23 protein-coding genes are annotated in these 23,937 nt (G+C 38.7%); 11 read left to right on the top strand and 12 right to left on the bottom strand.

Annotation, left to right across the window (positions count from 1 at the left end; all coding sequences use genetic code 11):
- Positions 1 to 4: 4 nt before the first annotated feature.
- Together TEGAF0_RS07525 and TEGAF0_RS07530 are read left to right on the top strand one after the other, a co-directional pair.
- On the top strand, positions 5 to 931 hold the full coding sequence (locus TEGAF0_RS07525; protein ID WP_264897422.1) for a cytochrome-c peroxidase: 927 nt from the start codon (positions 5 to 7) through the stop codon (positions 929 to 931).
- 82 nt (positions 932 to 1,013) lie between these two features.
- Positions 1,014 to 1,712, top strand: a complete 699-nt coding sequence (locus tag TEGAF0_RS07530; RefSeq protein WP_264897423.1) for a response regulator transcription factor — start codon at positions 1,014 to 1,016, stop codon at positions 1,710 to 1,712.
- Positions 1,713 to 1,736: 24 nt separating this feature from the next.
- Here TEGAF0_RS07530 and ruvB read toward each other — a convergent pair whose 3' ends face one another.
- The gene (gene ruvB, locus TEGAF0_RS07535; protein WP_264897424.1) at positions 1,737 to 2,768 is read right to left on the bottom strand and encodes a Holliday junction branch migration DNA helicase RuvB; all 1,032 of its coding nucleotides are present in this window, start codon (positions 2,766 to 2,768) and stop codon (positions 1,737 to 1,739) included.
- A 55-nt stretch (positions 2,769 to 2,823) separates the two neighbouring features.
- Here ruvB and TEGAF0_RS07540 point away from each other — a divergent pair, with 55 nt between their 5' ends.
- Positions 2,824 to 3,495, top strand: coding sequence for a Rossmann-fold NAD(P)-binding domain-containing protein (locus TEGAF0_RS07540; protein ID WP_264897425.1), 672 nt, complete (start codon positions 2,824 to 2,826; stop codon positions 3,493 to 3,495).
- On the opposite strand, the gene TEGAF0_RS07545 is transcribed toward TEGAF0_RS07540, so the two are convergent.
- The 7 genes from TEGAF0_RS07545 to leuS all read right to left on the bottom strand — a co-directional run bounded on the left by TEGAF0_RS07545 (position 3,479) and on the right by leuS (position 14,380).
- Entirely contained in the window at positions 3,479 to 4,201 is a 723-nt protein-coding gene (locus TEGAF0_RS07545; protein ID WP_264897426.1) for a peptidoglycan DD-metalloendopeptidase family protein, read from the bottom strand. The genes TEGAF0_RS07540 and TEGAF0_RS07545 overlap by 17 nt on opposite strands.
- 54 nt (positions 4,202 to 4,255) lie before the next feature.
- Positions 4,256 to 4,600, bottom strand: coding sequence for a hypothetical protein (locus TEGAF0_RS07550; RefSeq protein ID WP_264897427.1), 345 nt, complete (start codon positions 4,598 to 4,600; stop codon positions 4,256 to 4,258).
- A gap of 30 nt (positions 4,601 to 4,630) precedes the next feature.
- Entirely contained in the window at positions 4,631 to 6,811 is a 2,181-nt protein-coding gene (locus TEGAF0_RS07555; protein ID WP_264897428.1) for an outer membrane beta-barrel protein, read from the bottom strand.
- A 125-nt stretch (positions 6,812 to 6,936) separates the two neighbouring features.
- The gene (locus TEGAF0_RS07560; protein ID WP_264897429.1) at positions 6,937 to 8,172 is read right to left on the bottom strand and encodes a helix-turn-helix domain-containing protein; all 1,236 of its coding nucleotides are present in this window, start codon (positions 8,170 to 8,172) and stop codon (positions 6,937 to 6,939) included.
- A gap of 78 nt (positions 8,173 to 8,250) precedes the next feature.
- On the bottom strand, positions 8,251 to 10,413 hold the full coding sequence (locus TEGAF0_RS07565; RefSeq protein WP_264897430.1) for a S9 family peptidase: 2,163 nt from the start codon (positions 10,411 to 10,413) through the stop codon (positions 8,251 to 8,253).
- A 57-nt stretch (positions 10,414 to 10,470) separates the two neighbouring features.
- The gene (locus TEGAF0_RS07570) at positions 10,471 to 11,607 is read right to left on the bottom strand and encodes a BamA/TamA family outer membrane protein (protein WP_264897431.1); all 1,137 of its coding nucleotides are present in this window, start codon (positions 11,605 to 11,607) and stop codon (positions 10,471 to 10,473) included.
- Positions 11,594 to 14,380, bottom strand: a complete 2,787-nt coding sequence (gene leuS / locus TEGAF0_RS07575) for a leucine--tRNA ligase (RefSeq protein WP_264897432.1) — start codon at positions 14,378 to 14,380, stop codon at positions 11,594 to 11,596. Before leuS ends, TEGAF0_RS07570 begins: the two co-directional genes overlap by 14 nt.
- 175 nt (positions 14,381 to 14,555) lie before the next feature.
- Between leuS and TEGAF0_RS07580 the strand changes: the two genes are divergently transcribed.
- From TEGAF0_RS07580 to TEGAF0_RS07600, 5 genes are read left to right on the top strand one after another with little or no spacing between them, the layout of a single operon-like run.
- On the top strand, positions 14,556 to 15,431 hold the full coding sequence (locus tag TEGAF0_RS07580) for a cell division protein FtsX (protein WP_264897433.1): 876 nt from the start codon (positions 14,556 to 14,558) through the stop codon (positions 15,429 to 15,431).
- A 59-nt stretch (positions 15,432 to 15,490) separates the two neighbouring features.
- On the top strand, positions 15,491 to 15,733 hold the full coding sequence (locus tag TEGAF0_RS07585) for a DUF3098 domain-containing protein (RefSeq protein WP_264897434.1): 243 nt from the start codon (positions 15,491 to 15,493) through the stop codon (positions 15,731 to 15,733).
- Complete coding sequence (locus tag TEGAF0_RS07590; RefSeq protein WP_264897435.1) at positions 15,733 to 16,530, top strand: undecaprenyl-diphosphate phosphatase; 798 nt, start codon at positions 15,733 to 15,735, stop codon at positions 16,528 to 16,530. The genes TEGAF0_RS07585 and TEGAF0_RS07590 overlap by 1 nt, the downstream gene beginning before the upstream one ends.
- Positions 16,531 to 16,535: 5 nt before the next feature.
- Positions 16,536 to 17,864 (top strand): MFS transporter, encoded by a 1,329-nt coding sequence (locus TEGAF0_RS07595; RefSeq protein WP_264897436.1) that lies wholly within the window; start codon positions 16,536 to 16,538, stop codon positions 17,862 to 17,864.
- Positions 17,851 to 18,720, top strand: coding sequence for an MBL fold metallo-hydrolase (locus tag TEGAF0_RS07600; RefSeq protein WP_264897438.1), 870 nt, complete (start codon positions 17,851 to 17,853; stop codon positions 18,718 to 18,720). The genes TEGAF0_RS07595 and TEGAF0_RS07600 overlap by 14 nt, the downstream gene beginning before the upstream one ends.
- A 10-nt stretch (positions 18,721 to 18,730) precedes the next feature.
- Here the strand turns inward: TEGAF0_RS07600 and TEGAF0_RS07605 are convergent, their stop codons facing one another.
- Together TEGAF0_RS07605 and TEGAF0_RS07610 are read right to left on the bottom strand one after the other, a co-directional pair.
- Positions 18,731 to 19,525: a DUF3108 domain-containing protein gene (locus TEGAF0_RS07605; RefSeq protein ID WP_264897439.1), complete on the bottom strand. Its 795-nt coding sequence runs from the start codon at positions 19,523 to 19,525 to the stop codon at positions 18,731 to 18,733.
- Positions 19,526 to 19,527: 2 nt separating this feature from the next.
- The gene (locus TEGAF0_RS07610; protein WP_264897440.1) at positions 19,528 to 20,517 is read right to left on the bottom strand and encodes a flippase-like domain-containing protein; all 990 of its coding nucleotides are present in this window, start codon (positions 20,515 to 20,517) and stop codon (positions 19,528 to 19,530) included.
- A 64-nt stretch (positions 20,518 to 20,581) separates the two neighbouring features.
- Here TEGAF0_RS07610 and ruvC point away from each other — a divergent pair, with 64 nt between their 5' ends.
- Positions 20,582 to 21,142, top strand: coding sequence for a crossover junction endodeoxyribonuclease RuvC (gene ruvC / locus TEGAF0_RS07615; protein WP_264897442.1), 561 nt, complete (start codon positions 20,582 to 20,584; stop codon positions 21,140 to 21,142).
- A gap of 65 nt (positions 21,143 to 21,207) precedes the next feature.
- Here ruvC and TEGAF0_RS07620 read toward each other — a convergent pair whose 3' ends face one another.
- Together TEGAF0_RS07620 and greA are read right to left on the bottom strand one after the other, a co-directional pair.
- A complete protein-coding gene (locus tag TEGAF0_RS07620; RefSeq protein WP_264897444.1) occupies positions 21,208 to 21,600 on the bottom strand; it encodes an HIT family protein in 393 nt (130 codons plus the stop codon).
- A 9-nt stretch (positions 21,601 to 21,609) separates the two neighbouring features.
- The gene (gene greA, locus TEGAF0_RS07625) at positions 21,610 to 22,086 is read right to left on the bottom strand and encodes a transcription elongation factor GreA (protein ID WP_264897446.1); all 477 of its coding nucleotides are present in this window, start codon (positions 22,084 to 22,086) and stop codon (positions 21,610 to 21,612) included.
- A 180-nt stretch (positions 22,087 to 22,266) separates the two neighbouring features.
- Between greA and TEGAF0_RS07630 the strand changes: the two genes are divergently transcribed.
- Positions 22,267 to 23,109 carry an ABC transporter ATP-binding protein gene (locus tag TEGAF0_RS07630; protein ID WP_264897447.1) on the top strand — a complete coding sequence of 281 codons (843 nt, stop codon included), beginning with the start codon at positions 22,267 to 22,269 and terminating at the stop codon, positions 23,107 to 23,109.
- A complete protein-coding gene (locus TEGAF0_RS07635; protein ID WP_264897450.1) occupies positions 23,106 to 23,933 on the top strand; it encodes a hypothetical protein in 828 nt (275 codons plus the stop codon). Before TEGAF0_RS07630 ends, TEGAF0_RS07635 begins: the two co-directional genes overlap by 4 nt.
- Positions 23,934 to 23,937: the final 4 nt, after the last annotated feature.

Consider the following 23,937-nt stretch of genomic DNA (forward strand, 5'->3'; position numbering starts at 1 on the left):
TACTATGAAAAAATGGTGGGTCATAGGGGGATTGGGAATGGCAATTGTTTTTAGCATCGGCTTTAATAAACCCAGCCCAATAAAAACCAAAGCCCAATTGGGCAAAAAACTTTTTTCTGATCCCATTCTCTCCAAGGACAATAGTATCAGCTGTGCCAGTTGTCATATTCCCGCACATGGATTTGCAGATACATTTGCCATTAGTTTAGGTGTTGAAGGCACACCAGGTAGCAGAAACGCTCCCAGCGTAATGAATCTGAGTGGCCATGAACCCTTTTTCTGGGATGGCAGGGCATCAACACTGGAAGCGCAGGCTATTATGCCAATTGAGAATCCGGTTGAAATGAATTTACCCATCCAGGAAGCGGTTAAACGCCTAAATCAAAACCAAATCTATCGTAACCTTTTCCTATCGATTTATAAACAAAAGCCCAATGCTAAAAACCTCGGACATGCACTTGCTGCATTTCAGAAAACATTAGAAACCGACGAGTCTGATTTTGATCTCGACCAAATGAGTGAATCCGCAGAAAGAGGCAGACAATTATTTGTTAGCGAAAAAACCAAATGTTTTGATTGTCATAACGGCACTGACTTCACCAATGACGACTTTAAAAATATTGGACTTTACGATGGGGTATCACTCTCAGATATGGGACGGTATGCCATCACCAAAAACAAAGAGGACCTTGGCAAATTTAAAACACCAGGACTCCGAAATGTAGCAGTTACTGCACCCTATATGCATAATGGGATGTTTAAAACGCTGGAAGAAGTAATTGAATATTATGACAATCCTTACAAATTCGTACCAAAGCCGATTAATATTGACAGCACTTTAAAAGAACCACTGAAACTAAGCCAACAAGACAAGAAGGACCTGGTAAATTTTCTAAAAGCGCTTACTGATAAACAGTTTTTAAAAAAATAGCTTATTATATTTAACAAAAGATTGCAGCCCGGTTAAGGGACAATTTTCGTAAATTATTGTTATTTCACTCAAAATAATTCCGATGGAAGACAAAAGACAGTACAAAATTCTACTCTGCGAAGACGATACAAACCTGGGTATGGTATTAAAAAACTACCTGGAACTAAACGAATACGAAGTTACCCTGGAGCGTGATGGCAGATTGGGCTTAGCCGCATTTCAGCGCGAAAAATTTGACATCTGCTTATTAGATGTAATGATGCCCAATATGGATGGCTTTACTTTGGCAGAAGAAATCAGAGATATTGATCCTGATGTACCCTTGTTTTTCCTGAGTGCCAAAACCATGAAAGACGACATTATACAGGGATACAAATTGGGCGCCGACGATTATATTACTAAACCATTTGACAGTGAGGTATTGTTATTAAAAATAAAAGCGATTCTGAAAAGAAATGAGGAAGAAAATAAAATCAATGACAATATTGAATTTGATTTAGGCGCTTATCATTTTAATCCAAAGCTAAGAGAACTAAAACATGGTTCAACTATGCAGACCCTGTCTCCCAAAGAAAATGAGCTGTTAAAGATGCTGGCTGAACATAAAAACGATTTATTGCCTCGCGAAAGAGCATTGAAAAAAATCTGGGGTAGCGATACCTATTTCAATGGAAGAAGTATGGATGTTTATATTGCCAAGCTTCGCAAGTATTTAAAAGAAGACAGCAATATCGAAATTGTCAATATTCATGGAAATGGCTTCAGACTGGTTGCTCCATAACAGCGTTACCCTACTGTGATGCAGTTAACTAAACAGTTCTCCTGCATCTCCTCTTTTCATAACTACCCCCAGGTGATTATAGGCTTTCAAAGTAGCTTCTCTTCCCCTGGGGGTTCTTTGTAAAAAGCCTTCCTGAATTAAAAAGGGTTCGTATACTTCTTCAATGGTGCCCGGCTCTTCACCTACCGCAGTTGCAATTGTTGTAATGCCTACAGGACCTCCTTTGAATTTATTAATAATAGCCGATAAAATGCGGTTATCCATTTCGTCTAATCCATGCGCGTCTACATTCAGGGCTTTCAGGGCATGCTGTGTAATACCCAAATCAATTTTCCCATCGTTCAATACCTGAGCGAAATCCCTTACTCTCCTTAATAATCCATTGGCAATCCTGGGTGTCCCCCTGCTCCTACCAGCAATTTCAGCCGCAGCATCAAGGGTAATTTTAGTACCCAGAATGGCAGCACTTCGTTCTATAATTTTTTGCAGAACAGGTGCCCCATAATATTCCAGACGAGATTTTATCCCAAATCTTGAAAGAAGCGGTGCGGTTAATAAACCACTTCGGGTGGTTGCCCCTACCAGTGTAAAAGGATTCAGATTAATCTGTATGCTTCTGGCATTTGGTCCGGAATCAATCATGATATCAATCTTGAAATCTTCCATTGCCGAATACAGATATTCTTCAACAACAGTACTTAACCTATGTATTTCATCAATAAAAAGAACATCATTGGGTTGTAAGTTGGTCAATAACCCTGCAAGATCACCTGGCTTTTCAATAACCGGTCCAGAAGTTTCTTTTATGCTTACGCCTAATTCATTCGCCACAATCCGGCTTAAAGTGGTCTTACCCAATCCAGGGGGGCCGTGAAATAAGATATGATCCAATGCTTCTCCACGAATTTTGGCAGCTTTAATAAAAATCACAAGATTCTCAATCAGCTGAGGTTGTCCGGAAAAATCATCAATCTCCCTGGGGCGTATGGTATTCTCAAACTCCCTTTCAGAGGCATTTAATCCATTCAAATCGCTATTCAGGTTATTATTTGACATAACTCTTCAAAAGTACAAATAAAGCAGTCCTTATCTTTGAGAAAATTAAAGGATAGTGCAAAGAAAAGCTTTGGTATTAGGAGCAAGCGGATTAACCGGGTCTTATTTGCTTGAAATGCTGTTAGAGTCTGAGTTATACAGTCAGGTTACCATTTATGTGCGCAAACCATTGGGAAGAGTCCATCCCAAACTAGTGGAACAATTGGTAAACTTTGCCACCATTCAATCCTGGACAGAAGCAGACGATGTGTATTGCTGTTTAGGCGCCACCATCAAGACAGTAAAAACCAGGGAAGCATTTACCTTAATCGATTTGTATGCCCCACTTCATATTGCCAAACTTCAGTTATCTGGTGGCAGCAAACGTTTTCTGGTTATTACCGCTGCAGGAGCTAATCCAAAATCAAGTGTATTTTATAACCGGACCAAAGGAAAATTAGAAGAAGCGTTGAAGCAACTCAATTATAGTTCAATTTATATCTTCCAACCTTCTTTCATTTTAGGACCAAGGAAAGAATCTAGGTGGCTAGAAGAATTAGGAATTTTCATTGCATTAAAAGCAATTCCTATCATGAAGGGAAGGTTTAAAAAATATATTCCTGTTCACGCAAAAGCAATTGCTAGAAGCATGCATTATTTTGCAAGTCATTCTAAAACAGGCGTTCACATTATACAATCGCATATCATTAAGCAGTGGGAAAAACCCGATTTTATACCTGATCTATAAATTTCGCCCATTGCATCATTTGTAAAAGAGCGTCAGGATCCGGACAGTTGTCCAAATACTTTTCCCTTTCAGCTAAACTGCATACACCAGGATAATCTCCCTGCTTGCCCTGCATATCAAGTATAATTTGAAAATGCAAATGCGGAGGCCATTGACCATTTTCAGCAGGTTCCCCAAAATGCGCAAATTCTTTACCAGCAGAAATAAAATCACCTCCCTTCAAATTTGAAATATCACGTAAAGAAAGATGGCCATACAAAGTATAGAAATGCGCTCCACTGATAGCGTGCTCCAAAATAATAGTTGCTCCATAATCTCCATAAGCCTCATTAAAAGCAAAGCTATGAACAGAAGCATCCAAAGGCGCGGCTATGGGGGTTCCTGCTTTACCCCAGATATCTATACCTAAATGAATACAACGTGCTTCGCTTTCATTTAGCCCATCAAAGACACGACTTCTTGCATACACTGTTCTGTGTTCGTTATATCCACCAATGCCATAGCTGGCAGCATGTTTTTGTAACAGCTTTTCTATATAAGTTGAAAATAGGACTGTATTTTCAATGATAGTAGAATTAAGGTCACTATTCTGCTCTGTAAAATCCAAAGACAATAGTTTTTCCTTTGAGGAATCAAACGGAACAACAGGCTGAATGGCTAATTGGGATTGTTGACTTAACCAGAAATAAAAACTATGGGAGTCCATCTATTAGATTTAGAAGTCATGAAGTTTACAAATATAAAAATGAGGGGAATCAATTTAATTATTCACTTTAAAAACTTTGTTCTCATCGTTGGCTCCCACCACTAAAAAGGGTTTGTCCCCATCTATTCGATTGCCGCTCATTACAACACCCACTTGTTTTTCATTTGCTATATACAATTTGGTGCCCACCCTGTATGTAATTGCCTTTTTAAGGCCTGGCAATAAAATATACCCATAGGTACTATTTCCAGTTATTCCGGGACTATATGCAATCAGGGTCACTTTTTTAGGTAACAAACTAATATTCTTAATAAAAAAACGAACAGTGGGTGGTTCAGTTGTTTGAGCAGTCAAGAGGATTGAGAGCATGCAGGCTGATAGTAAGATGAACTTTTTCATAGTATTTTTTTTAGTTGATTCATTGGGTGTTTATTGTTTTATACGATCTAATTCTGCACTAGAACCCGATTCTCGATCTCTAGCACTTTTGATTTTACTATTGCCTAATTTGATACTAATTCCTAGGGTAATATTTCTGCTCTCCCATTTACGGTAGGTTGTAAGATCCAAGGTATTGGTTAGGGCCCTCTGTTCCCAGCGTTGTGTATTCAACAAATCTGTAATGGCAATTTTCAATGTGGCCCTATCGTTGAATAGCTTTTTGCTAAATCCCAGATTTATGCTACCCAAAGCCTTCGATTGATAAATAGTAGTGGCATTTTGAAAATTATACCAGCCACTGATATCCGCATTCCAATTCTTTCCTAAAGAAAAATTTTGGCTCATGTACCCATTGATACCCCAACTGCTTTGCGAACGATTTTCAATCGTACCAAAACCATTTAATAAAACTGCATAGGATTGATAAAAGGGGGATAGACTCAAGTACATATTCCACCAATTATTGACAGCAATTGGACTGCTAATACTGATGTTTAACATTTTTCTGGTTCCTGCATTTTGTGGTATTAAAACGGTCTTTTTTCCTATTTGATAAGTCAATTGTTCCATATAATTACTGGTTACACCGTATTGTACTTTAATATTTGTTGCATATTTATAGGTGTAACTGATTTCAGCACCATACGTGATTTGCGGAATCAAATAGGGGTTTCCTTGTTCACTATTAAAAGCATCTAACTGATAGATAAATGGATTTTGGTCTTGATAATTGGGTCGGTCAATTCGCTTGGTTAACGCAAATCCCAATTGATGGTTTGGACTAATTTGGTATTGGACAAATACCGTTGGAAATACATTTAGATAACTCGTATCGGGCTTTTGCGATTGTATTTTATTTAATGCTGTAGACAGCCCATTCACCCGGGTTTGCTCAGCACGCAAGCCTGCCTGTAAAGACCAATTATTCAGTTTTGCCTGGACACTGAAATAAGCAGCATGAATAAATTCTTTAAACTCAAACTGATTGGATTTACCAGAATCAGCTATCCACTGAGCATTGGATATTTGACGAACCAACAATTCGTTATTAGAAAGAGAATAAACTGATTTCAAACCAGTTTCCAACTTAATTTGGTTCGTTAATTGTTGTGTATAATCTGCACGAATACTCCGGATTTGAATTTGCACAGAAGCGTCATTATGTATCGCATTATTTAATCTGTTTAAACCAGTTACTGAACCTGCATTAATATTGACTAGATTGTTCAAAGCAGAATAAAACTGGGTATAATCCGCATCAATATTTAAACTTTGCTTTTGTCCATTCACCCATCTGTAATTCGCATTAAAATTGTTCCGCTTAATATTGCTTGGGGCATCGCTTAATGTAAATACATTGCTATCGATAGCACCCGAGGTTTGGATAGTTGTGAGATTGCTGTTCATCATATTGGTAAACCGCGCGTTTTGAACCCAGAGTAAACCAATCGTGGTTTTTTTATTCAAAGCATAGTCCAAGCCAAGCCTACTATTGTTGCCCCCAAAATCATCTTTCTCTATTCCACGCTGAACCATTTGATGACCAGGATACATGCGGTCATTATTTGCTATGGTTTCTTGATATCCTTTATTGAATCCCACATTCCCAAACCAATTCCACTTGTTTTTTCGAAAGTTCAGATTCGTTGAAATTGTTTTACGGCTATGGGTACTCTGTATGAAATTCCCGTTTATAGACCCATTAAATCCATTGGTTAAACTTTTCTTCAAAATAATATTGATGATACCAGCATTGCCTGATGCATCATATTTGGAAGACGGATTGGCAATGATTTCGATTTCTTTAATATTGTCCGATTCAATACTTTTTAACAATTGCGCCAGATCCTGGGATGATAGTTGTGTATTCTGGTTGTCAATCAAAACCGTAACCCCGTTTTTGCCTCCCATTTGAATTTGTTCATTCGGGTCAACTACCACACCTGGTGCTGTTTTTAAAATGTCCAATGCATTTTGACCCGCAGAAGAAGGCCTTGCTGCCACATTCATCACAGTTTTATCTACTAGATTTTTAATAAAGGGTACGGTTGATACGACCGTAACAGCGCTAATGGTTTTTGCTTTTAGCGTATCTGACACTACTGGCACTTGTGCATTCAAATGCGTTGTGATAATCCATAGTCCCCAAAAAAGAATTGTTTTTCGCATGGAGTTGTTTTATGGCTGCAAGATGCCTCAGAACATATCCATACCCGCCTCATATCATTATTTGAGACCATTTGATAAGGTATCAAAAAATGAAGCACTGTAAATCAACCACTTAGGATGTTAAATTATTTAATTTGATACGTTTTGGGATTGTCACCTGTGAATTTTTTAAAGGCTCTATTAAAAGTAGCTTTACTGTTAAAGCCTGCATCATAAGCAAGGCTCATTATGGTTAAGTGAGCCAATTCAGGATTTGATAGTTGTTCTTTTACCTCCAACACCCGATATTGATTAACGAAATCATTGAAGTTCTTCTCAAAACTCCGGTTGATTATTTTTGATAAAAAAGAGGGATTGGTCCCCATATGACTGGCAAGATCGCTCAAAGTAAGTTCTGGATTCCGGTATAGTTTTTCCGTCACCATTGCCTTTTCCAGCTTTTCTTTCCATTCGGGCGGGACTAAACTGTCGGGAGTTTGAATACCGCCATCTAGTTGGGTACTTATCGTGGTTTCATGTATATTACCGTCTGAAATTGTATTGAATTCTGGTCTGTCAGCGGGTTCAGTATCCATTGTTTGGTATCGGTAAAAGTCAACATCAAATTTTTTCCTTTGCTCAATGGAATTTGCATATCCGGTTATTCCAATATAATAGAAAATAAAAGCAAACAACAAATAATACCACCAGGTATCCTGGTACCCTATATCGAAACCCAGCAGTCGTAATCCATCCAAAGTAATGGTAGCAAAAAAGTAGAGGAAGCAGGCAATCAAAAAATTTCTAACCCAGGTAAAATGCAAATTATCTGCATAAGAAAGCTCCTGAACAATAAAAGCACGATAGTTTAAATAATATCGAAGACTCAGCAACAAATAAACCATCAAACTAAAAAAACCAATTACCTGGTACCAGGTGTCAAAGTCAGGATCAGTTTGCCCATCCATTAAATAATAACGCTTCAAAATAAGTCGGTCTGTTACCGCAACTACTATCGTCCATATAATATACAGCGTTCCGGGTATAAAATGATAGCTGTCTTTTTTAGAAAAAACAAAAGAAGGGTTTAACAAAGATTTGATATAGAAAAAAATAGCAGGTCCCATCAAAAGCGTATGATTCATAGGAAAGTAGAACATAAAATTTCTACACTCCATACATTCCCAGCCCCAATACCAGCCAGCAAATCCCAGCATCCAGGGGCAGATGTACAGCACACTCATTAATAGGATGAATCCCAGCCAATTGTCTGATGCTCTTTCATGCTGATATGCTTTCCGGAATAACAAGAAAGCATAAACCAGCCCATGAAAGAAAAAAATCAACAATAAACCACTCCGCCAGTTAAAATCAAAATACATATACCCAATATACCTTATTTAAATTACAAAAAAGCCACCCATAAAAATGGATGGCTTTCTATATGTTCAGATTAAAGCTTATCGCAACATTCCTTTGGGTACTTCTTTTTCCAATAAATGTTTATAGATAAACTTGGTCTTCAAATTATTGAAATGGTTTCCTTTAAGACCACCCCATCCATGTCTTCCACCAGGATACAACATGAATTCAAAATCTTTTCCCTTGTCTTGTAAGGCACTTACCAGTTGAATGCTATTCTGCATATGAACATTATCGTCCATTGTTCCATGAACCAATTGTAAAGTTCCTTTGAATTTGTCAACATGAGTTAAAACACTGCTGCTCTTGTATCCATCCGGATTTTCTCCAGGAGTATCCATGAACTTTTCTGTGTAGTGACTATCATATAAACTCCAGTCAACTACTGATCCACCTGCCATTGCATGGGTGAATACAGAAGAACCATAGGTTAACGCATAAGTACTCATATAACCTCCGTAGCTGAATCCGGTAATGGCAATTTTTGCAGGATCTGCATAGCCTTTCTGGATAAACCATTTCGCCATTTGCATATAGTCCTGCATTTCCCAGAAACCTAAATTGCGGTGCATATAATTTACCCCTGCTTTTCCAAAATGCCCACTGGCACGGTGGTCAAATTTCACATGAATCAATCCTTCCTGCGCATACATTTCACGGGTTGCATTCCAGGACCATCTGTCCCAGGTATTACCTGCATTAGGACCTCCATAAATGTCTACCAGCATAGGATACTTCTTGTTAGGGTCCATATTGGCAGGCCAGGTTACCTGAGCAGGTAACTCAAATAAGCCATCCGCACTTTTAATTCGAATGAATTCAGTTTTGGCAATCTGGTATTCACCCATGGCTGAACCCTTTGCATCGCCCAACTCACGAACAATTTTACCTTTATTATCTACCAAACTCATTTTGAATGGAGTGGTGGTATTGCTATAGGTAGTTACAAAATATTTACCGTTGGGAGACAGTTTTGCTTGAGAATGATCATAATCTCCGAATGTGAGGCGCTTTAATTCAGCACCATTTAATTTAACACTGTATAAATCTACACGAGCAGTATTTTCCTTTCCTCTGGCAGTAAAATATACAAGGCCATTTTTCTCATCTATCAATTCAGTACTTAAGACGGTAAACTCGCCAGAAGTAATCGGGTTGATTAAGCTACCATCATTGTTGTGCAGGTATAAATGGTTCCAGCCTGTTTTATCACTTTCCAAAATAAAGGCAGGCTTTGATTTTAGGAAAGTAAATCGTTGCCCTGCTCTGTCCTCTAAATCAACCCAGGTTTTTTGTTGCTCTTCGTACATGATTTTTTTTGCGCCAGAACCAGGATTCACATCAAATATTTTCAGATGATCCTGCCCCCTGTTGATCCATTGTACCAATAAACTGCTTCCATCAATTCTCCAAACAGGCCAGCCAAAGTACTGGTCTTCTTTGGGATTAAAATCGGCCCAGGTTGTATTGCCTCCGTCGGCAGGAACAAAACCCAGTTTTACTTCCGGATTCTTATCTCCCGGTTTTGGATAACGGGTTTCTTCAATAAAGCCATGCTGTCCTTCACTGCTATAGATAGGGAACATCGGAACCATGCTTTCATCAAAATGCATGTAAGCTAATTGCTTGCTGTTGGGATTCCACCAGAAAGCACGATAGCGGGTCCCTCTTCCAAATATTTCTTCCCAATACACCCAGCTGGCATACCCATTCAGGGAAGTGCTTGACCCTGTATTGGTTAAGCGGGTCTCTTTTGAAGTAGGAATATGATACGTATACAAATCGTTCGACTTAGTATAAGCTATGTAAGCACTATCAGGAGAAAAAGTTGGATTTTTTTCTTCAGCAGCATCAAAAGTAATTTGCTTTTCAACCTCTCCGTCTTTGTAAAACAAATCTCCTTTTTTAACAGAAACAGATTTAGCCGGAGGAGCTGCCCCTTTCATCTGATCAGGTGTTGCCATACTCAGCTTTCCTGTTTTTACTTCCATCACATAATTCTTGCTGGCAGAATCCGGATGGATTTTCTGATTCAAAATAACCCGATCATCATCCAGCCATTTCATAAAGCGAGGAAGTGGATTCTGAAAGTTTTCCGGCAATTTATTGGCCATTAGATCAGCTTTACTGATCATTTTGTTCTGCGCCATGGAAGGAGCTGCCAAGAGCGTCATCCCCATGGAAAATATCAATTTATTCATGGAACAATTTTTGAACCGTGAATATAATGAATCTGCTGTAAGCGGGTGTGGATTGAATTAAAATGCTTCGTTGAGTCTGATGTAATAGGCTCCACCCTCTGTGCCGTTTCTGGCATAGTCGAGGCGGAGTATCATTCTGTTTTTCTTATTGACTACAAAGCGCAAGCCCATGCCTCCCGCTTTCAGTAAATTGGATGTTGAATAATTCCCGATAGACTGGTCAATAAAGCCTGCGGAACCAAAAGCTGCTGCAGATATCCATTTCCAGATAGGAAAACGATATTCAGCCTGCAAAGCTGTGTAGGATTTGTCTCTGAAACGTCCGGTAAAATAACCGCGCATTAACAAGGAACCGCCTACACGAGGCAATTCGCGAACAGGCACATTGCCTGTGGTATGAATACTACTCAACTGAAAAGCCAACGTGCTATTTGGGCTTAGTGGAAAATATTTGCGAAGGTCTAAGAACCAGGTATTGTAATCAAAAGGATTGTTTTTAAGAGAAATATTTCTTGCGTAATAGAATTCCGCAAAGCTTCCGCTGTGTGCACTGAACGGAAAATCACGGCCTTCATACAAGATAGCGGGTCCAATCCCAAGGGTTTTACTGCCATTGATACCGGCAACGTTTTGTTCTGATGGGGTCAATGGTCTTTTATTTACCACCTGGTACACATCATTATAATCCAGCTTCAATCCTGCGTACCATTTATTTCTTAATAGCCTATAGGTTCTGGATTCCAGGAAAATACGGCTATAGTCTTGTGGCAAAAAATTAGCTTCTGCAACCGTATGGTTACCTATGCCCCAAAAACGATCGTTATAGGTACTGTACCCTGCAGAACCCCGGTACACGAATCTTTCCCCTCTGGTAAAAACCTGCCATGTTCCTTTTATTTCAATTTGTCCCTTAGTACTATAAGTAAACTGACCATGCAAATAAGACCCCCTTGCCTCACTGTCTTTTTCTTTAGCATTGAAAAAATATTCCAATGCACCTCCAATACGTATCCCCGTTTCAGGAGTAGAAGTAAAAATGGGAATAGGAACTACTCTTAAATTCATCAAAGGCAGAGAATCCGGATTGATGAAGTTCCTGAACGTTTTTTTAGGGCTTGGCACTTGTGCTTCCTGGGCATTCACGCTAACACTTACAGCAAGGGCAAAGCCCAGAAAAATTTTAGATAACGACATTGATCATTCTACCTTTTACGAAAATGAATTTTTTTACAGGTTTACCTTCCAGCCATTTTTGTACCAACTCATTCGCCAGTACTTCTTTTTCTGCTTCATCCGACTCCATGTCTACAGGCAAGTTTATATTGGTTCTTACCCTTCCATTAATACTTACCGGATAATCCTTAGAAGACTCCTGAACATAAGATGCATTAAACACAGGGAATGTTGCATCCAACACAGAACCTTCGTTGCCAATCAGGTGCCAGAGTTCCTCACTGATATGAGGCGCATAAGGTGTTAACAGAATCAATACCTGTTCTAATATAGCTTTCTTATTGCATTTCAGTTCTGCCAGTTCGTTCACGCAAATCATGAATGTACTTACAGCAGTATTGAAACTAAATCGTTCTGTATCTTCCTGAATTTTTAAAATGGTTTTATGCAATACTTTCAATTCAGCGGGATTGGGACTGTCTTCGTTCCAGACTTTTCCCTTTAACTCATCATAAAACAAACGCCAGAGCTTCTTCAGAAAACGGTGAACCCCTTCAATCCCTTTGGTATCCCAGGGTTTGCTCTGGTCAACAGGACCTAAGAACATTTCATACATACGGAAAGTATCTGCGCCATATTTCTCTACCAATACATCCGGGTTAACGGTATTGAATTTGCTCTTCGACATTTTTTCTACTTCAGCCCCGCAGAGGTATTTGCCGTTTTCCAACACAAAACTGGCGTTGGCATACTCCCCATTTCTCCATGCTTTGAAAGCATCCAAATCCAATTCAAATCCATCAACAAAATTTACATCCACGTGCAATGGTATAGTTTCGTATTGATTAAGTAGTCCCGCAGAAATAAATTCATTAGGATTCTGTTTATTTCGATATACAAATCTGGAACTACCCTGAATCATTCCCTGATTCAACAATTTTCTAAAGGGCTCATCAAAACCAATATGCCCTAAATCGAACAATACTTTGGTCCACATTCTGCTGTACAACAAATGTCCCACTGCATGTTCTGTTCCTCCGATATACAGATCTACCTGATTCCAGTAATCACTTACATTTCTATCGCAGAAATTTTCTTTGTTGTGTGGATCCATATAACGCAGGAAATACCAGCTACTGCCCGCATAGCCAGGCATGGTATTGGTTTCTAGTGCACCACCCGGAACAACCGCATCATACTGATGAATCCATTCCGGAATATTGGCCAGCGGTCCTTCTCCTTCCGGACCAGGCGCATAACTATCCACTTGTGGCAAAGTCAATGGCAGTTTAGATTCATCCAAAGGATAAGCAATCCCATCTTTCCAGATGATTGGGAATGGTTCTCCCCAATAGCGTTGTCTACTAAACGCCGCATCGCGCATTTTATAATTCACTTTGCGTTTGCCAATACCCATTTCCACCAACTTGTCAATCACAATAGCAATGGCATCTTTTAACAAAATCCCATTCAAAAATTCTGAATTGCTCAGTGCCACTTCTTTGGTTGAATTAGCCTCTTCGCCGTTGAAATGTTCTCCAATAATATTAGTGATAGGAATATTGAAATGTTTGGCAAACTTGAAATCTCTTTCGTCACCACAAGGTACCGCCATGATGGCGCCTGTTCCATAACCAGCCAATACATATTCAGAAATCCAGATGGGTATTCTTCTTTGGTTAAAAGGATTCAATGCATAAGCGCCGGTGAAGCAACCAGTAATTTTCTTTTCTGCCTGACGCTCTCTGTCACTGCGGCTTTTCACGTAAGCAATATAGGCTTCAACTGCCTCTTTTTGTTCAGGTGTAGTTATCTGATTAATTAATTCGTGTTCTGGTGCCACCACCATAAAGTCTACCCCAAAAATGGTGTCGGGTCTTGTTGTGTATACGCGAAGCTTGCTCCCTGCTTCCTGATTGGCAATGGTAAAATCAATTTCCGCCCCATAAGATTTTCCAATCCAGTTGGTCTGCATTTCGCGCATTGCTTCACTGAATTCAATTTGATCTAAGCCGTCGATTAATCGATCCGCGTATTCGGTAATGCGCAGGTACCACTGACGCAGTTTTTTCTTAACCACCGGATGACCACCCCGCTCACTTAAACCATTCACCACTTCATCGTTGGCCAATACAGTACCCAGGGCCTCACACCAGTTTACCTCTCCGTAACCGCAGAAAGCCAAACGATACTGCATTAAAATATCCTGCTGCTCCTTTTCTGAAAATGATTTCCACTCTGCAGCGGTAAAAGACAATTGATCATTGGCAGGACATGGATGCACGTTGTTTCCTTCTTTTTCAAAAGAAGCAATAAGTGCTGCGATGGGTGCAGCTTTTTGAAGTTGGCGGTTGAAAAAGGAATTGAACAACTGCAGAAAAATCCACTGTGTCCATTTATGGTAATCTGGTTCACAGGTTCTTACTTCCCTGCTCCAGTCATAGGAAAATCCAATATTGTCTAATTGCTTTCTGAAATTATTAATGTTCTGCACGGTACTCACGGCCGGATGTACGCCGTGCTCAATGGCATACTGTTCAGCAGGTAATCCAAATGCATCATATCCCATAGGATGCAACACATTGAACCCCTTTAGTCTTTTATAGCGACTGAAAATATCAGAGGCAATATATCCTAAAGGATGCCCCACATGCAATCCTGCTCCACTTGGATAAGGGAACATGTCTAGTACATAATACTTGGGTTTATTGCTGTTATTGGGAACCTTGTATGCCCCGGATTGTTTCCAGGATTCCTGCCATTTTTGTTCAATCGCTCTGAATTGATAGTCCATCTTGCCTGCCCTTTTTATTTATTTGCGTTTCTTTAACGCCTGCCGAGAAATATTCGCTTATTTTCAGGGCAGGTTTAAGGGTGCAAATGTAAGTCATTAGCCGTCAAAACCCTACATTTGTAACGTTTGAAAGCAGACCACCGCTGACCAGCAGCGGTTAAAAAAGGAATACAATATGGCGCAGGCAGGAAAAGCATCACTCAAGCGGGGAAAACCCAATTATATCTATACCATTATTGGCGTGGCCCTGGTATTGTTAATCATGGGAATCATGGGCTGGTTCTTTCTGAATCTGAACGCAGTTGGCAATACCTTCAAGGAAGATATTCGCTTAAGTGCTTATATGCGTACACTGAACAAGGATACCATTGCACAAATTCAACAATATATTGCGGCTAAACCTTACGCCAAAAACGTTTTGTATGTAGATAAGAACACAGCCAAGGAAATCTGGAACAAGGAAAACAATGAGGACTGGGCCAAAATTCTGGATGTTAATCCTTTGCCGGAGAGCATTGACTTTTATGCAAAAGCTGAATATGTAAACAAAGACAGTCTAGCCGTCATCAGCGCTGATTTAATGGCAGCGTATGGCAATCAGATTACTGATTTACAATACCCGAAAAGTTTGGTAACCAATTTAAATGAAAGAGCTTCCAAAATTGGGTTGATCTTCCTGGTAGTAGCCATCACCCTTTGTGTAATTGTTATCATAAGCATCGACAACACCATTCGTCTGGCCATGTTTAGCAATCGTTTTTTGATTAAGACGATGCAGATGGTGGGAGCCACACAGTCTTTTATTGCACGACCACTTAATGTCCGCGCCATTATCAATGGGCTCATCAGTTCGGGAATTGCTATTGTATTAATGTTCTCCTTAATTGGCTGGGCAGAAGCACAGTTCCCTCAGTTGAAAGCCATCCGCAATACCAATCATACCCTATTATTGTTTGGCGGTTTGATTTTGCTGGGCGTAGGTATTTCTGTACTGAGCACCCACAGAAGCGTGTTGAAATACCTGAAGATGAAACTGGATGATTTGTATTAAACAACATTGTTTAACTCAATTCAAATTAGAACTACTACAAAAAACTTTAAAAAATTCATATGAGCGCAAATAATAAAACCACTCCACTCTTTTCAAAAGACAACTTTTTATTCATGCTGATTGGCGGTCTTGTGATTGCCTTGGGTATGTATTTAATGAGTGGTGGCAAGAGTGATGACCCAAGTGTGTTTTCGAATACCGAAGTGTATAGCAAAACACGAATTACCATTGCACCTATTTTAATTGTAGTTGGATTACTGATTGAAGTGTACGCTATCTTTAAGAAACCAAAGACTGCATAATGACTCATCTAGAAGCTGTCATCATCGCCATCATCGAAGGCATCACAGAGTTCCTCCCTATTTCTTCAACTGGTCATATGATTATTGCCAGTTCCTTTATGGGAATTGCCAAGGATGATTTTACCAAATTATTTGAAGTAGCCATTCAGTTGGGTGCTATTTGCTCAGTCGTAATTTTATTCAGAGGAAAATTCTTCCCGCTAAATCGCTGGAAATTTTATTTAAAACTGATCATTGCTGTTTTACCTGCATTAATTTTAGGGGCTTTGTTCTCCGACACCATTGATGCTTTATTGGAAAGCCCCATGGTGGTATCAATTACCATGGTATTGGGCGGAGTAGCTCTAATTTTTATTGATTCTTTTTTCAAGAACCCAACCATTTCTGTTGACGAAGAAATCTCCAATAAAAAATCTTTTGTAATTGGCTTTTGGCAATGTGTAGCCATGATACCAGGAGTTAGCAGAAGCGCAGCCAGTATTATCGGAGGTATGCAACAGGGATTAACCAGAAAACTATCTGCTGAATTTTCTTTTTTTCTGGCAGTTCCTACGATGGCAGCTGCAACTGGTTACAAATTATTGAAAGCATACACAGAAACGCCTGATTTAATATTTACCAGAAACAATATAATATTATTAGGTCTCGGAAATGTAGTTGCTTTCCTTGTTGCACTATTGGCTATTAAATTTTTCATCACTTATTTACAGAAATACGGCTTTAAATTATTTGGCTGGTACAGGGTTATTGTTGGTTTAATTCTAATTATCCTTATCTTAACAGGACACCTGAAATAAACACCATGTCTGTTACTACAGCCAGTAAAAAAGTCATCAATGGTTGGGCAATGTACGATTGGGGCAACAGCGCTTACAATCTGGTTATCACTTCCACTATTTTTCCCGCTTATTACGAAGCCGTTACCGGAGACGGCAACGATCAAACCCTGAATGACACCGTTACGCTTTTTGGGAGAGAATATGTAAATACCGCCCTGTACAATTATGCATTGGCAATTGCATTTATTGTAGTGGCCCTACTATCTCCCATACTATCGTCCATTGCAGATTACAAAGGCAATAAAAAACAGTTTCTGTTTTTCTTTTGTACACTCGGCAGTGCAGCTTGTTCAGCACTTTATTTTTATGACAAGACCAATCTGGCATTTGGCCTGGCCTGTTTAATCATTGCCTGCATAGGTTTCTGGAGCAGTCTTGTTTTTTATAATTCCTTTCTTCCGGAGATTGCTGCTCCAGAAGACAGAGACAAAGTAAGTGCTAAAGGATTTGCCATGGGCTATATTGGGAGTATGATTTTGCAAGTGATCTGCTTTGTATTTGTTCTATCTCCAGACAGTTTTGGTATTACAGTTGGCAAAGCTTCTCAGCTTTCTTTCTTATTGGTGGGTATTTGGTGGTGGGGATTCGGGCAGCTTGCTTTGAAAAGGCTACCTAAATCTGTACCTGCTGGCGGAACAAAATCCAATAAAGAAGTTTTTGCTGGCGGCTATAAAGAGCTAAGCAAAGTATGGACTCAAATCCAATCTATGCCCGTACTGAAAAGATTTTTATTTTCTTTCTTCTTTTACAACATGGGAGTTCAGACAGTTATGCTGGTAGCTACTTTATATGGCAAGAGCGAACTGAATATTCCTACCATGAATTTAATCATTGCCATATTGATAATTCAGTTTATAGCCATACCTGGTGCTTATACTATTGCATGGGTATCTAAAATAACCAGCAATTTTAAGGCATTGATGATTACGATTGCTTTCTGGATTGTGCTTTGTGTAATTGGGTATACACTACCCAGAAACGGGATTTATGAATTTTATGGATTAGCGGTATTGGTAGGATTTGTAATGGGAGGTATTCAAGCTCTCAGTAGAAGTACCTATGCCAAGCTTATGCCAGAGACCAAAGACACTACATCCTATTTCAGCTTCTATGATGTAACGGAAAAAGTGTCGATTGTGGTGGGCATGTTTAGTTTTGGTTATATCAACGAACTATCAGGCTCACAGAGAAATTCTGTTTTAGTACTAGTTATATTTTTTGTGATTGGATTGTTGATTCTGTTTTCAGGGGCTAAATTGCAGTCTAAACAGAAGGCACATGAAACTGCATAGCATCAATCATAGTTATTTTAAGTTAGATGGCGGAGCCATGTATGGAGTTGTTCCCAAATCACTCTGGAACAAATTGAATCCTGCCGACGAAAACAATCTTTGCAACTGGGCATTAAGAAGTTTGGTAATTGAAGACGAGGGACGATTGATTTTGATTGATACAGGCATGGGCTTTAAACAAGATGCGAAATTCTTTGGACACTACGGTATGTCTGATACAAAGCAGATAGATGAAGCTTTGGGACAAATTGGATTTACCAGAAATGATATTACAGATGTATTTCATACCCACCTGCATTTTGACCATTGCGGGGGTAGCATAGAAAAAATAGGAGACAAACTGGTTACGGCATTTCCCAATGCAATATACTGGAGCAACCCGATACATTGGGATTGGGCGGTGAATCCCAATGACAGAGAAAAAGCATCATTTTTAAAAGAAAATATTTTACCCATTCAGAATAGCGGGCAATTAAAAATGATAGACGCACCTGCCAATGAATTTACCAGCGATGGTTTATTGGAATCAGTTCCCTTTACCAATAACATTTGTATCCGTTTTGTTAATGGTCATACCAGGAGCATGATGTTACCTCAGATTCAGTATAGGGGAAAAACCATAGTTTACATGGCAGATTTATTACCTTCTGCTTCGCATATACCCTTGCCTTATGTAATGGGCTATGATATGTTTCCTCTCACTACCCTGAAGGAGAAAAAAACCTTCTTGACAGAAGCCGTAAACAAGGATTACATTTTATTCTTTGAACATGATCCAAGTATTGAATGCTGCACCCTGCAGCAAACAGAAAAAGGGGTCAGAATGAAAGAAGCTATTCAATTGGCAGACCTTTAAGAAGCTGGTATTATCTTTCAGAAATCATTGAACTAAACGGGTAACGGAGATTCTTGTATCCCATCATGTCTACTTTTACACTGCCTACCACAATGGGGCTTTCTATGCGTAGAGGTATATGATTGGCATCGTCACTTACCCAAACCGTCATTTTCTCTCCACCTTCAAATAAGGTTCCTTTTACTAAAAGGGGTTTGAATTTGATGGCTCTGAATTTTCCAAACCTGGTCTTGATGGTTTCTTTACCTAAATACTTGATATACAGATTGAAAATTTCATTGTCCAGAAACATGGTGAAAGGAATTTTATCTTCTGGCTTGTATTTTTCGAAATTGATATTTCTGGCATAATAAATGGCACTCAAAACATCCTGAATACAATTGGGCACTTTCACCGTTCCCTTTTCACTGGTTGCCGTGTTGTTCTGCCGATTAAAACTTACATTTTCGTTTATTTTATATCCACCCTCATTTACATTGCGAATGAATCGGATAGGCTGCAGATTACTCGTATCAATATAGCTTTCATATTTATCTCTTACTTTAAAAATCCAGTCGTATCTGGAATTGGATGATCCTTCACCTACTAAATGATATACAGATTCATTATTCAATTTTTCCGAATTAACAGAAAAAGTGGCCGCACCTGCATTTACATACAAACCAATTACATTGTAAAAAACCGTAAATGAAATTTGTTCCCCCGACTGAAAGGCATAGTTACGTATACCGCAGAATTCATCCCCTGCTGTTAAGGGCCGGGTAAGCAATAATGAAATGAAAACGATTAGTGATTTTTTCAGCACGCTTATTTGTTTCTAAATATTCTTAAACCTAATATAAACAAAGTCCCGAGAATTGCAGGCAAGATTAAGTTAATTAACCAGATACCGGCAGCAGTTGCAATAATTCCAACGGCATTATTACTTAGTAAACCAAACAATAACAAACTTACTTTCCCGCGAAACCCCAATTCTGCCAGTGCCATTGAAGGAATTACAGCTAATACAGTTAACATAACACCTACCATTGCAAATGCATCCAGCCAGTATAGTTGTATACCAAATACCTGAAAGATCAATAAATACTGAAACAGGATTACAAAATATCTGCCTAATGAAAGCGAAAGCAATCTTACCAATTCATTCATTTGAACTGACTCTAGCTTTTCTATAAAAAAACGATACCTGGCAACCCAGGAAATTCTTTCGAGTAGTTGAATAATTCCTGACAATTTAAAATAAACCAAAGTGAATAGTAAAATGCCGGCAGCAATGATATATATAAAACCATCAAGCCAAAAAACAGATAGTCCTTCCAGCTGACGTTCTTCATTGAGTATACACCAACGCATATACAGCATAGATAAAGTACCCATTAAAAAAGTAACGATAATTTGGGCCATACTACCTGTTATTGAAAGTACAACCCCTCTGATTTTATTTCCCTCTTTTAAATAAGCAGATCTGGCAGCTGGTTCACCAATCCTGTTGATGGTATTTAAACCCATTGCCTGTCCGGCAAGTATAGCTTTAAAAGACTGTAAAAATGAAATGGTCTCAATGCTAGCAACCTGGAGTTGCCACTTGCGGGCTTCAATCCCCCAATTCATTAGCATAAGAAAAAATACAAGAACAATTTTCCAGTTTTGCGGACCATTCAATGCATCTAGAATGGTTTGCCAGGATTGCTGCAAATCTGTTTGTGTTTTTAGCTGTTTATAAATTGCCCAGCTAAGCCATATAAATAAAATGGGCCCGACAAGATAATTCAGCAAATTTTTCGTTCGTTTCGTCAATCCTTCGTTTTTGTAAAGTTAAGGATGTAAGTCGTTTATTAATTATCCCTATTTTCACAAAGCAATGAAATACGATTCAGTCATTTTAGGAATTGATCCGGGCACACAAATTTTAGGTTATGCATTATTAGGTATACAAAAAGGCAAACCTTTTCTGATTCGTATGGATACATTGAAACTAACTAAGGAAAAAGACATTTATGCACGTCTGGAAATTATTTATAGAACCATCAACGATTTAATTAAACAATACAAGCCCGATAGTTTTGCCATTGAAGCCCCTTTTTTTGGAAAGAACGTACAAAGTATGCTCAAATTGGGTAGAGCTCAGGGAGTTGCTATTGCGGCTTCTATGCAATCACAAATTCCGGTTACAGAATACGCGCCTAAAAAAGTGAAGCAATCTATTACAGGAAATGGAAATGCAGACAAAGACCAGGTCTGGAAAATGTTACAGCTCACTTTAAGCATTGAAAAGAAACCCGCTTCATTTGATGCAACGGATGCATTAGCAGTTGCACTTTGTCATTTTTATCAAAGCAATAGCCTCCTGGCTGTTAAAGGCAAAGCTTTAAAAGGCTGGGATGATTTTCTCAATAAAAATCCTGATAGAGTAAGAAAATGATTTCGGGAAAACATGGCTGCAACAAAGCAAAAAAACTGCAACACAAAATGTATTTCTGGTTTAGATTACTGCAAGGCTGCCAAAATTTTTTGCTGAGTCTGGCTCAGCACCTCTGGTGTCATTTTCAATTTCCCTCTGGTGAAATTCAAATCATCGGCACTGTTAATGGGAACCAGGTGCATATGTGCATGCGGCACTTCTAATCCTACCACACTGATTCCACAACGATTGCAGGGGAATACTTTTTCAATTGCCTTGGCAATAGGTTTTGCAAATAGCAACATTTCAGACAGATAATCATCCGACAAATCAAAGAAACGATCGGTTTCTGTTTTGGGAATCACCAACACATGGCCTTCTACTAATGGAAAAATATCCAGAAAGGCAAAAAACCGGTCGTTCTCCGCTATTTTGTAAGAAGGAATTTCTCCCGAGATGATTTTAGAAAAAATAGTCATGTAGCCGTTTTATACAGTAATGTCTTCCACCTTAAACTTGATGATACCATTTGGAGCCTGCACTTCTGCTACTTCGCCCTTTACTTTCCCGAGTAATCCTTTACCAATGGGGGAAGAAGCTGAAATTTTTCCTTGCTTCAAATCGGCTTCCTTTTCACCTACAATCTGATAAGTTACCGTTTTCTTGGTAGCCACATTGGTTATGGTTACTTTGGTTAGAATGGTTACTTTACTGGTATCAATTGTACTGGTATCTACAATTTTAGCATTGGCAATAGCGCCTTCCAACTGTTTGATTTTGGCCTCTAGCATTCCCTGGGCCTCTTTAGCCGCATCATACTCCGCATTTTCTTTTAAATCACCTTTCTCTCTGGCTTCAGCAATTGCTTTAGAAGCCGCAGGACGGTCTACAGATTTCATTTTCTGCAATTCCTCGCGCATCTTATCGAAAGTCTCTTTCGTAACATACATGTTGGTTTCACTCATAGTTCCGGCTTTAGGATTGGTAAAAAAAAATACAACGCCACATTTGACTGCGACGTTGCATAAATACAAAGATAGGAAATTTAATTAACCTAGCAGAATAAGCTTTTTTCAAAAAATATTTGGTGGTATTCAGAAAAAACTTCTACTTTTATTGTGTACTACTACACTAATACACTATTTATGATTCATTTTGACAAGATTAGCTTTGGCTATTCCAAAAAGAAACCCATCTACACGAATATTGATTTAACCCTGGAAGCAGGCAGTGTTTATGGCCTATTAGGAAAGAATGGCGCTGGCAAGTCTACCCTATTAAAACTGATGGCGGGATTGGTATATCCGCAAAAAGGGCTTTTATCCGTTTTAGCTGCGAATCCGGCAAAAAGAGAACCCAGTTTCTTGAATCAAGTATTCTTTATTCCTGAAGAAATTGACACTCCCAATATACATGTACTTGAATTTGCAGCAGAATACCAACCCTTTTATCCACTTTTTGATCGCGATCAATTTGTAAGTTATTTGGAGGAATTTGATATTCCAATTACCCACCTCAATAAAATGAGCTTCGGCCAGAAGAAAAAAGTGTGGATTGCCTTGGGGCTGGCATCTAATGTATCGTTATTGATTTTGGATGAACCTACAAATGGTTTGGACATTCCTTCCAAAAGAAAATTCAGAAAATTAATTGCCTCTGTTTTGAATGAAGAAAAATGTATCATTATCAGTACACACCAGGTAAAAGATTTAGATAGTTTGATTGACCGGATTATTCTAGTAGATCAGGGAGAAATTATTGTACATGCAGACACTGAATCTATTCTAGAAACGATAGCATTTCAACATAGTAGCCATCACTCAATCAATGAAAACTGGATTTATTATGAATCAAGTTTAGCAGGTAATCTCATTGTTAAAAAGAGAGAACCAGCAGATGAAATTTCCAAACTAGACCTTGAACTTTTCTTTAATGCCGGCATTTCAAATAAGATGGCAATTCAGGAACTATTTAATCAGAAATTATGAATAACCAGTTTAGTTTATTGAGAGCTTTCCTCTTACTTAGAAAAAATTGTAAAGAGAACGGGAGTAGTTATATACTGATGTTTCTTGCAGGATTAGGGATTTTATTTCTATCATACGGTATTCTAATAGTTGCAAGTTTCCACACTATGTTTCCTTCGGGTGATAGAAAAATGATTTTCGCAATCGGGCTTTTCATGGGGGGATCTTTATTTTCTTCTAGTTTCTACGGATTTTTTAAATCGGAAGTGAAAACCATTCAATTTTTACTTCTACCAGCCACAACAGGCGAAAAATTATTAGTAGGATTCTTGTTAACCCAAGTCTTCTATTTAATTATATACTTAGGCATTTTCACGGGAATTGATTGGCTCATGTGCGCAACGTATAATGAATTTGTAGCCATACCAAATTGGGTGATTGAGCAAGAAAAACAGTATTACCATGCCCAACCACTTGTTCAATCAAATACTCTTTTATTTAAAGAAATGGTGATTTTTTTCTTTATAATCACTTCCATTGCTCATTTAGGATCACTTAGTTTTATACGGAATGCCTATGTAAAAACAGCCATCATATTTGTGATATCGTTCATGGGCTTAATATTCCTAAATAACAAAATGTTAGTACTGCTGATTTCAGAAGAAATTATGCCTCATGGCAAATATTTTACCGATTCATTTAGACTCGGACCACAGCAACAGCCAACAGGAATTGTAACGTTACCCGAAAATTGGAAAAAAAATATTTCCTGGTTCTTACCCCTTTTTATTTACGCAAGTTGTTGGGTTATGAGCTATTATAAATTGAAAGAAAAGCAGATTTAAATAA

The sequence above is a fragment of the Sediminibacterium sp. TEGAF015 genome, from assembly GCF_025997995.1.
Taxonomy (GTDB): domain Bacteria; phylum Bacteroidota; class Bacteroidia; order Chitinophagales; family Chitinophagaceae; genus Sediminibacterium.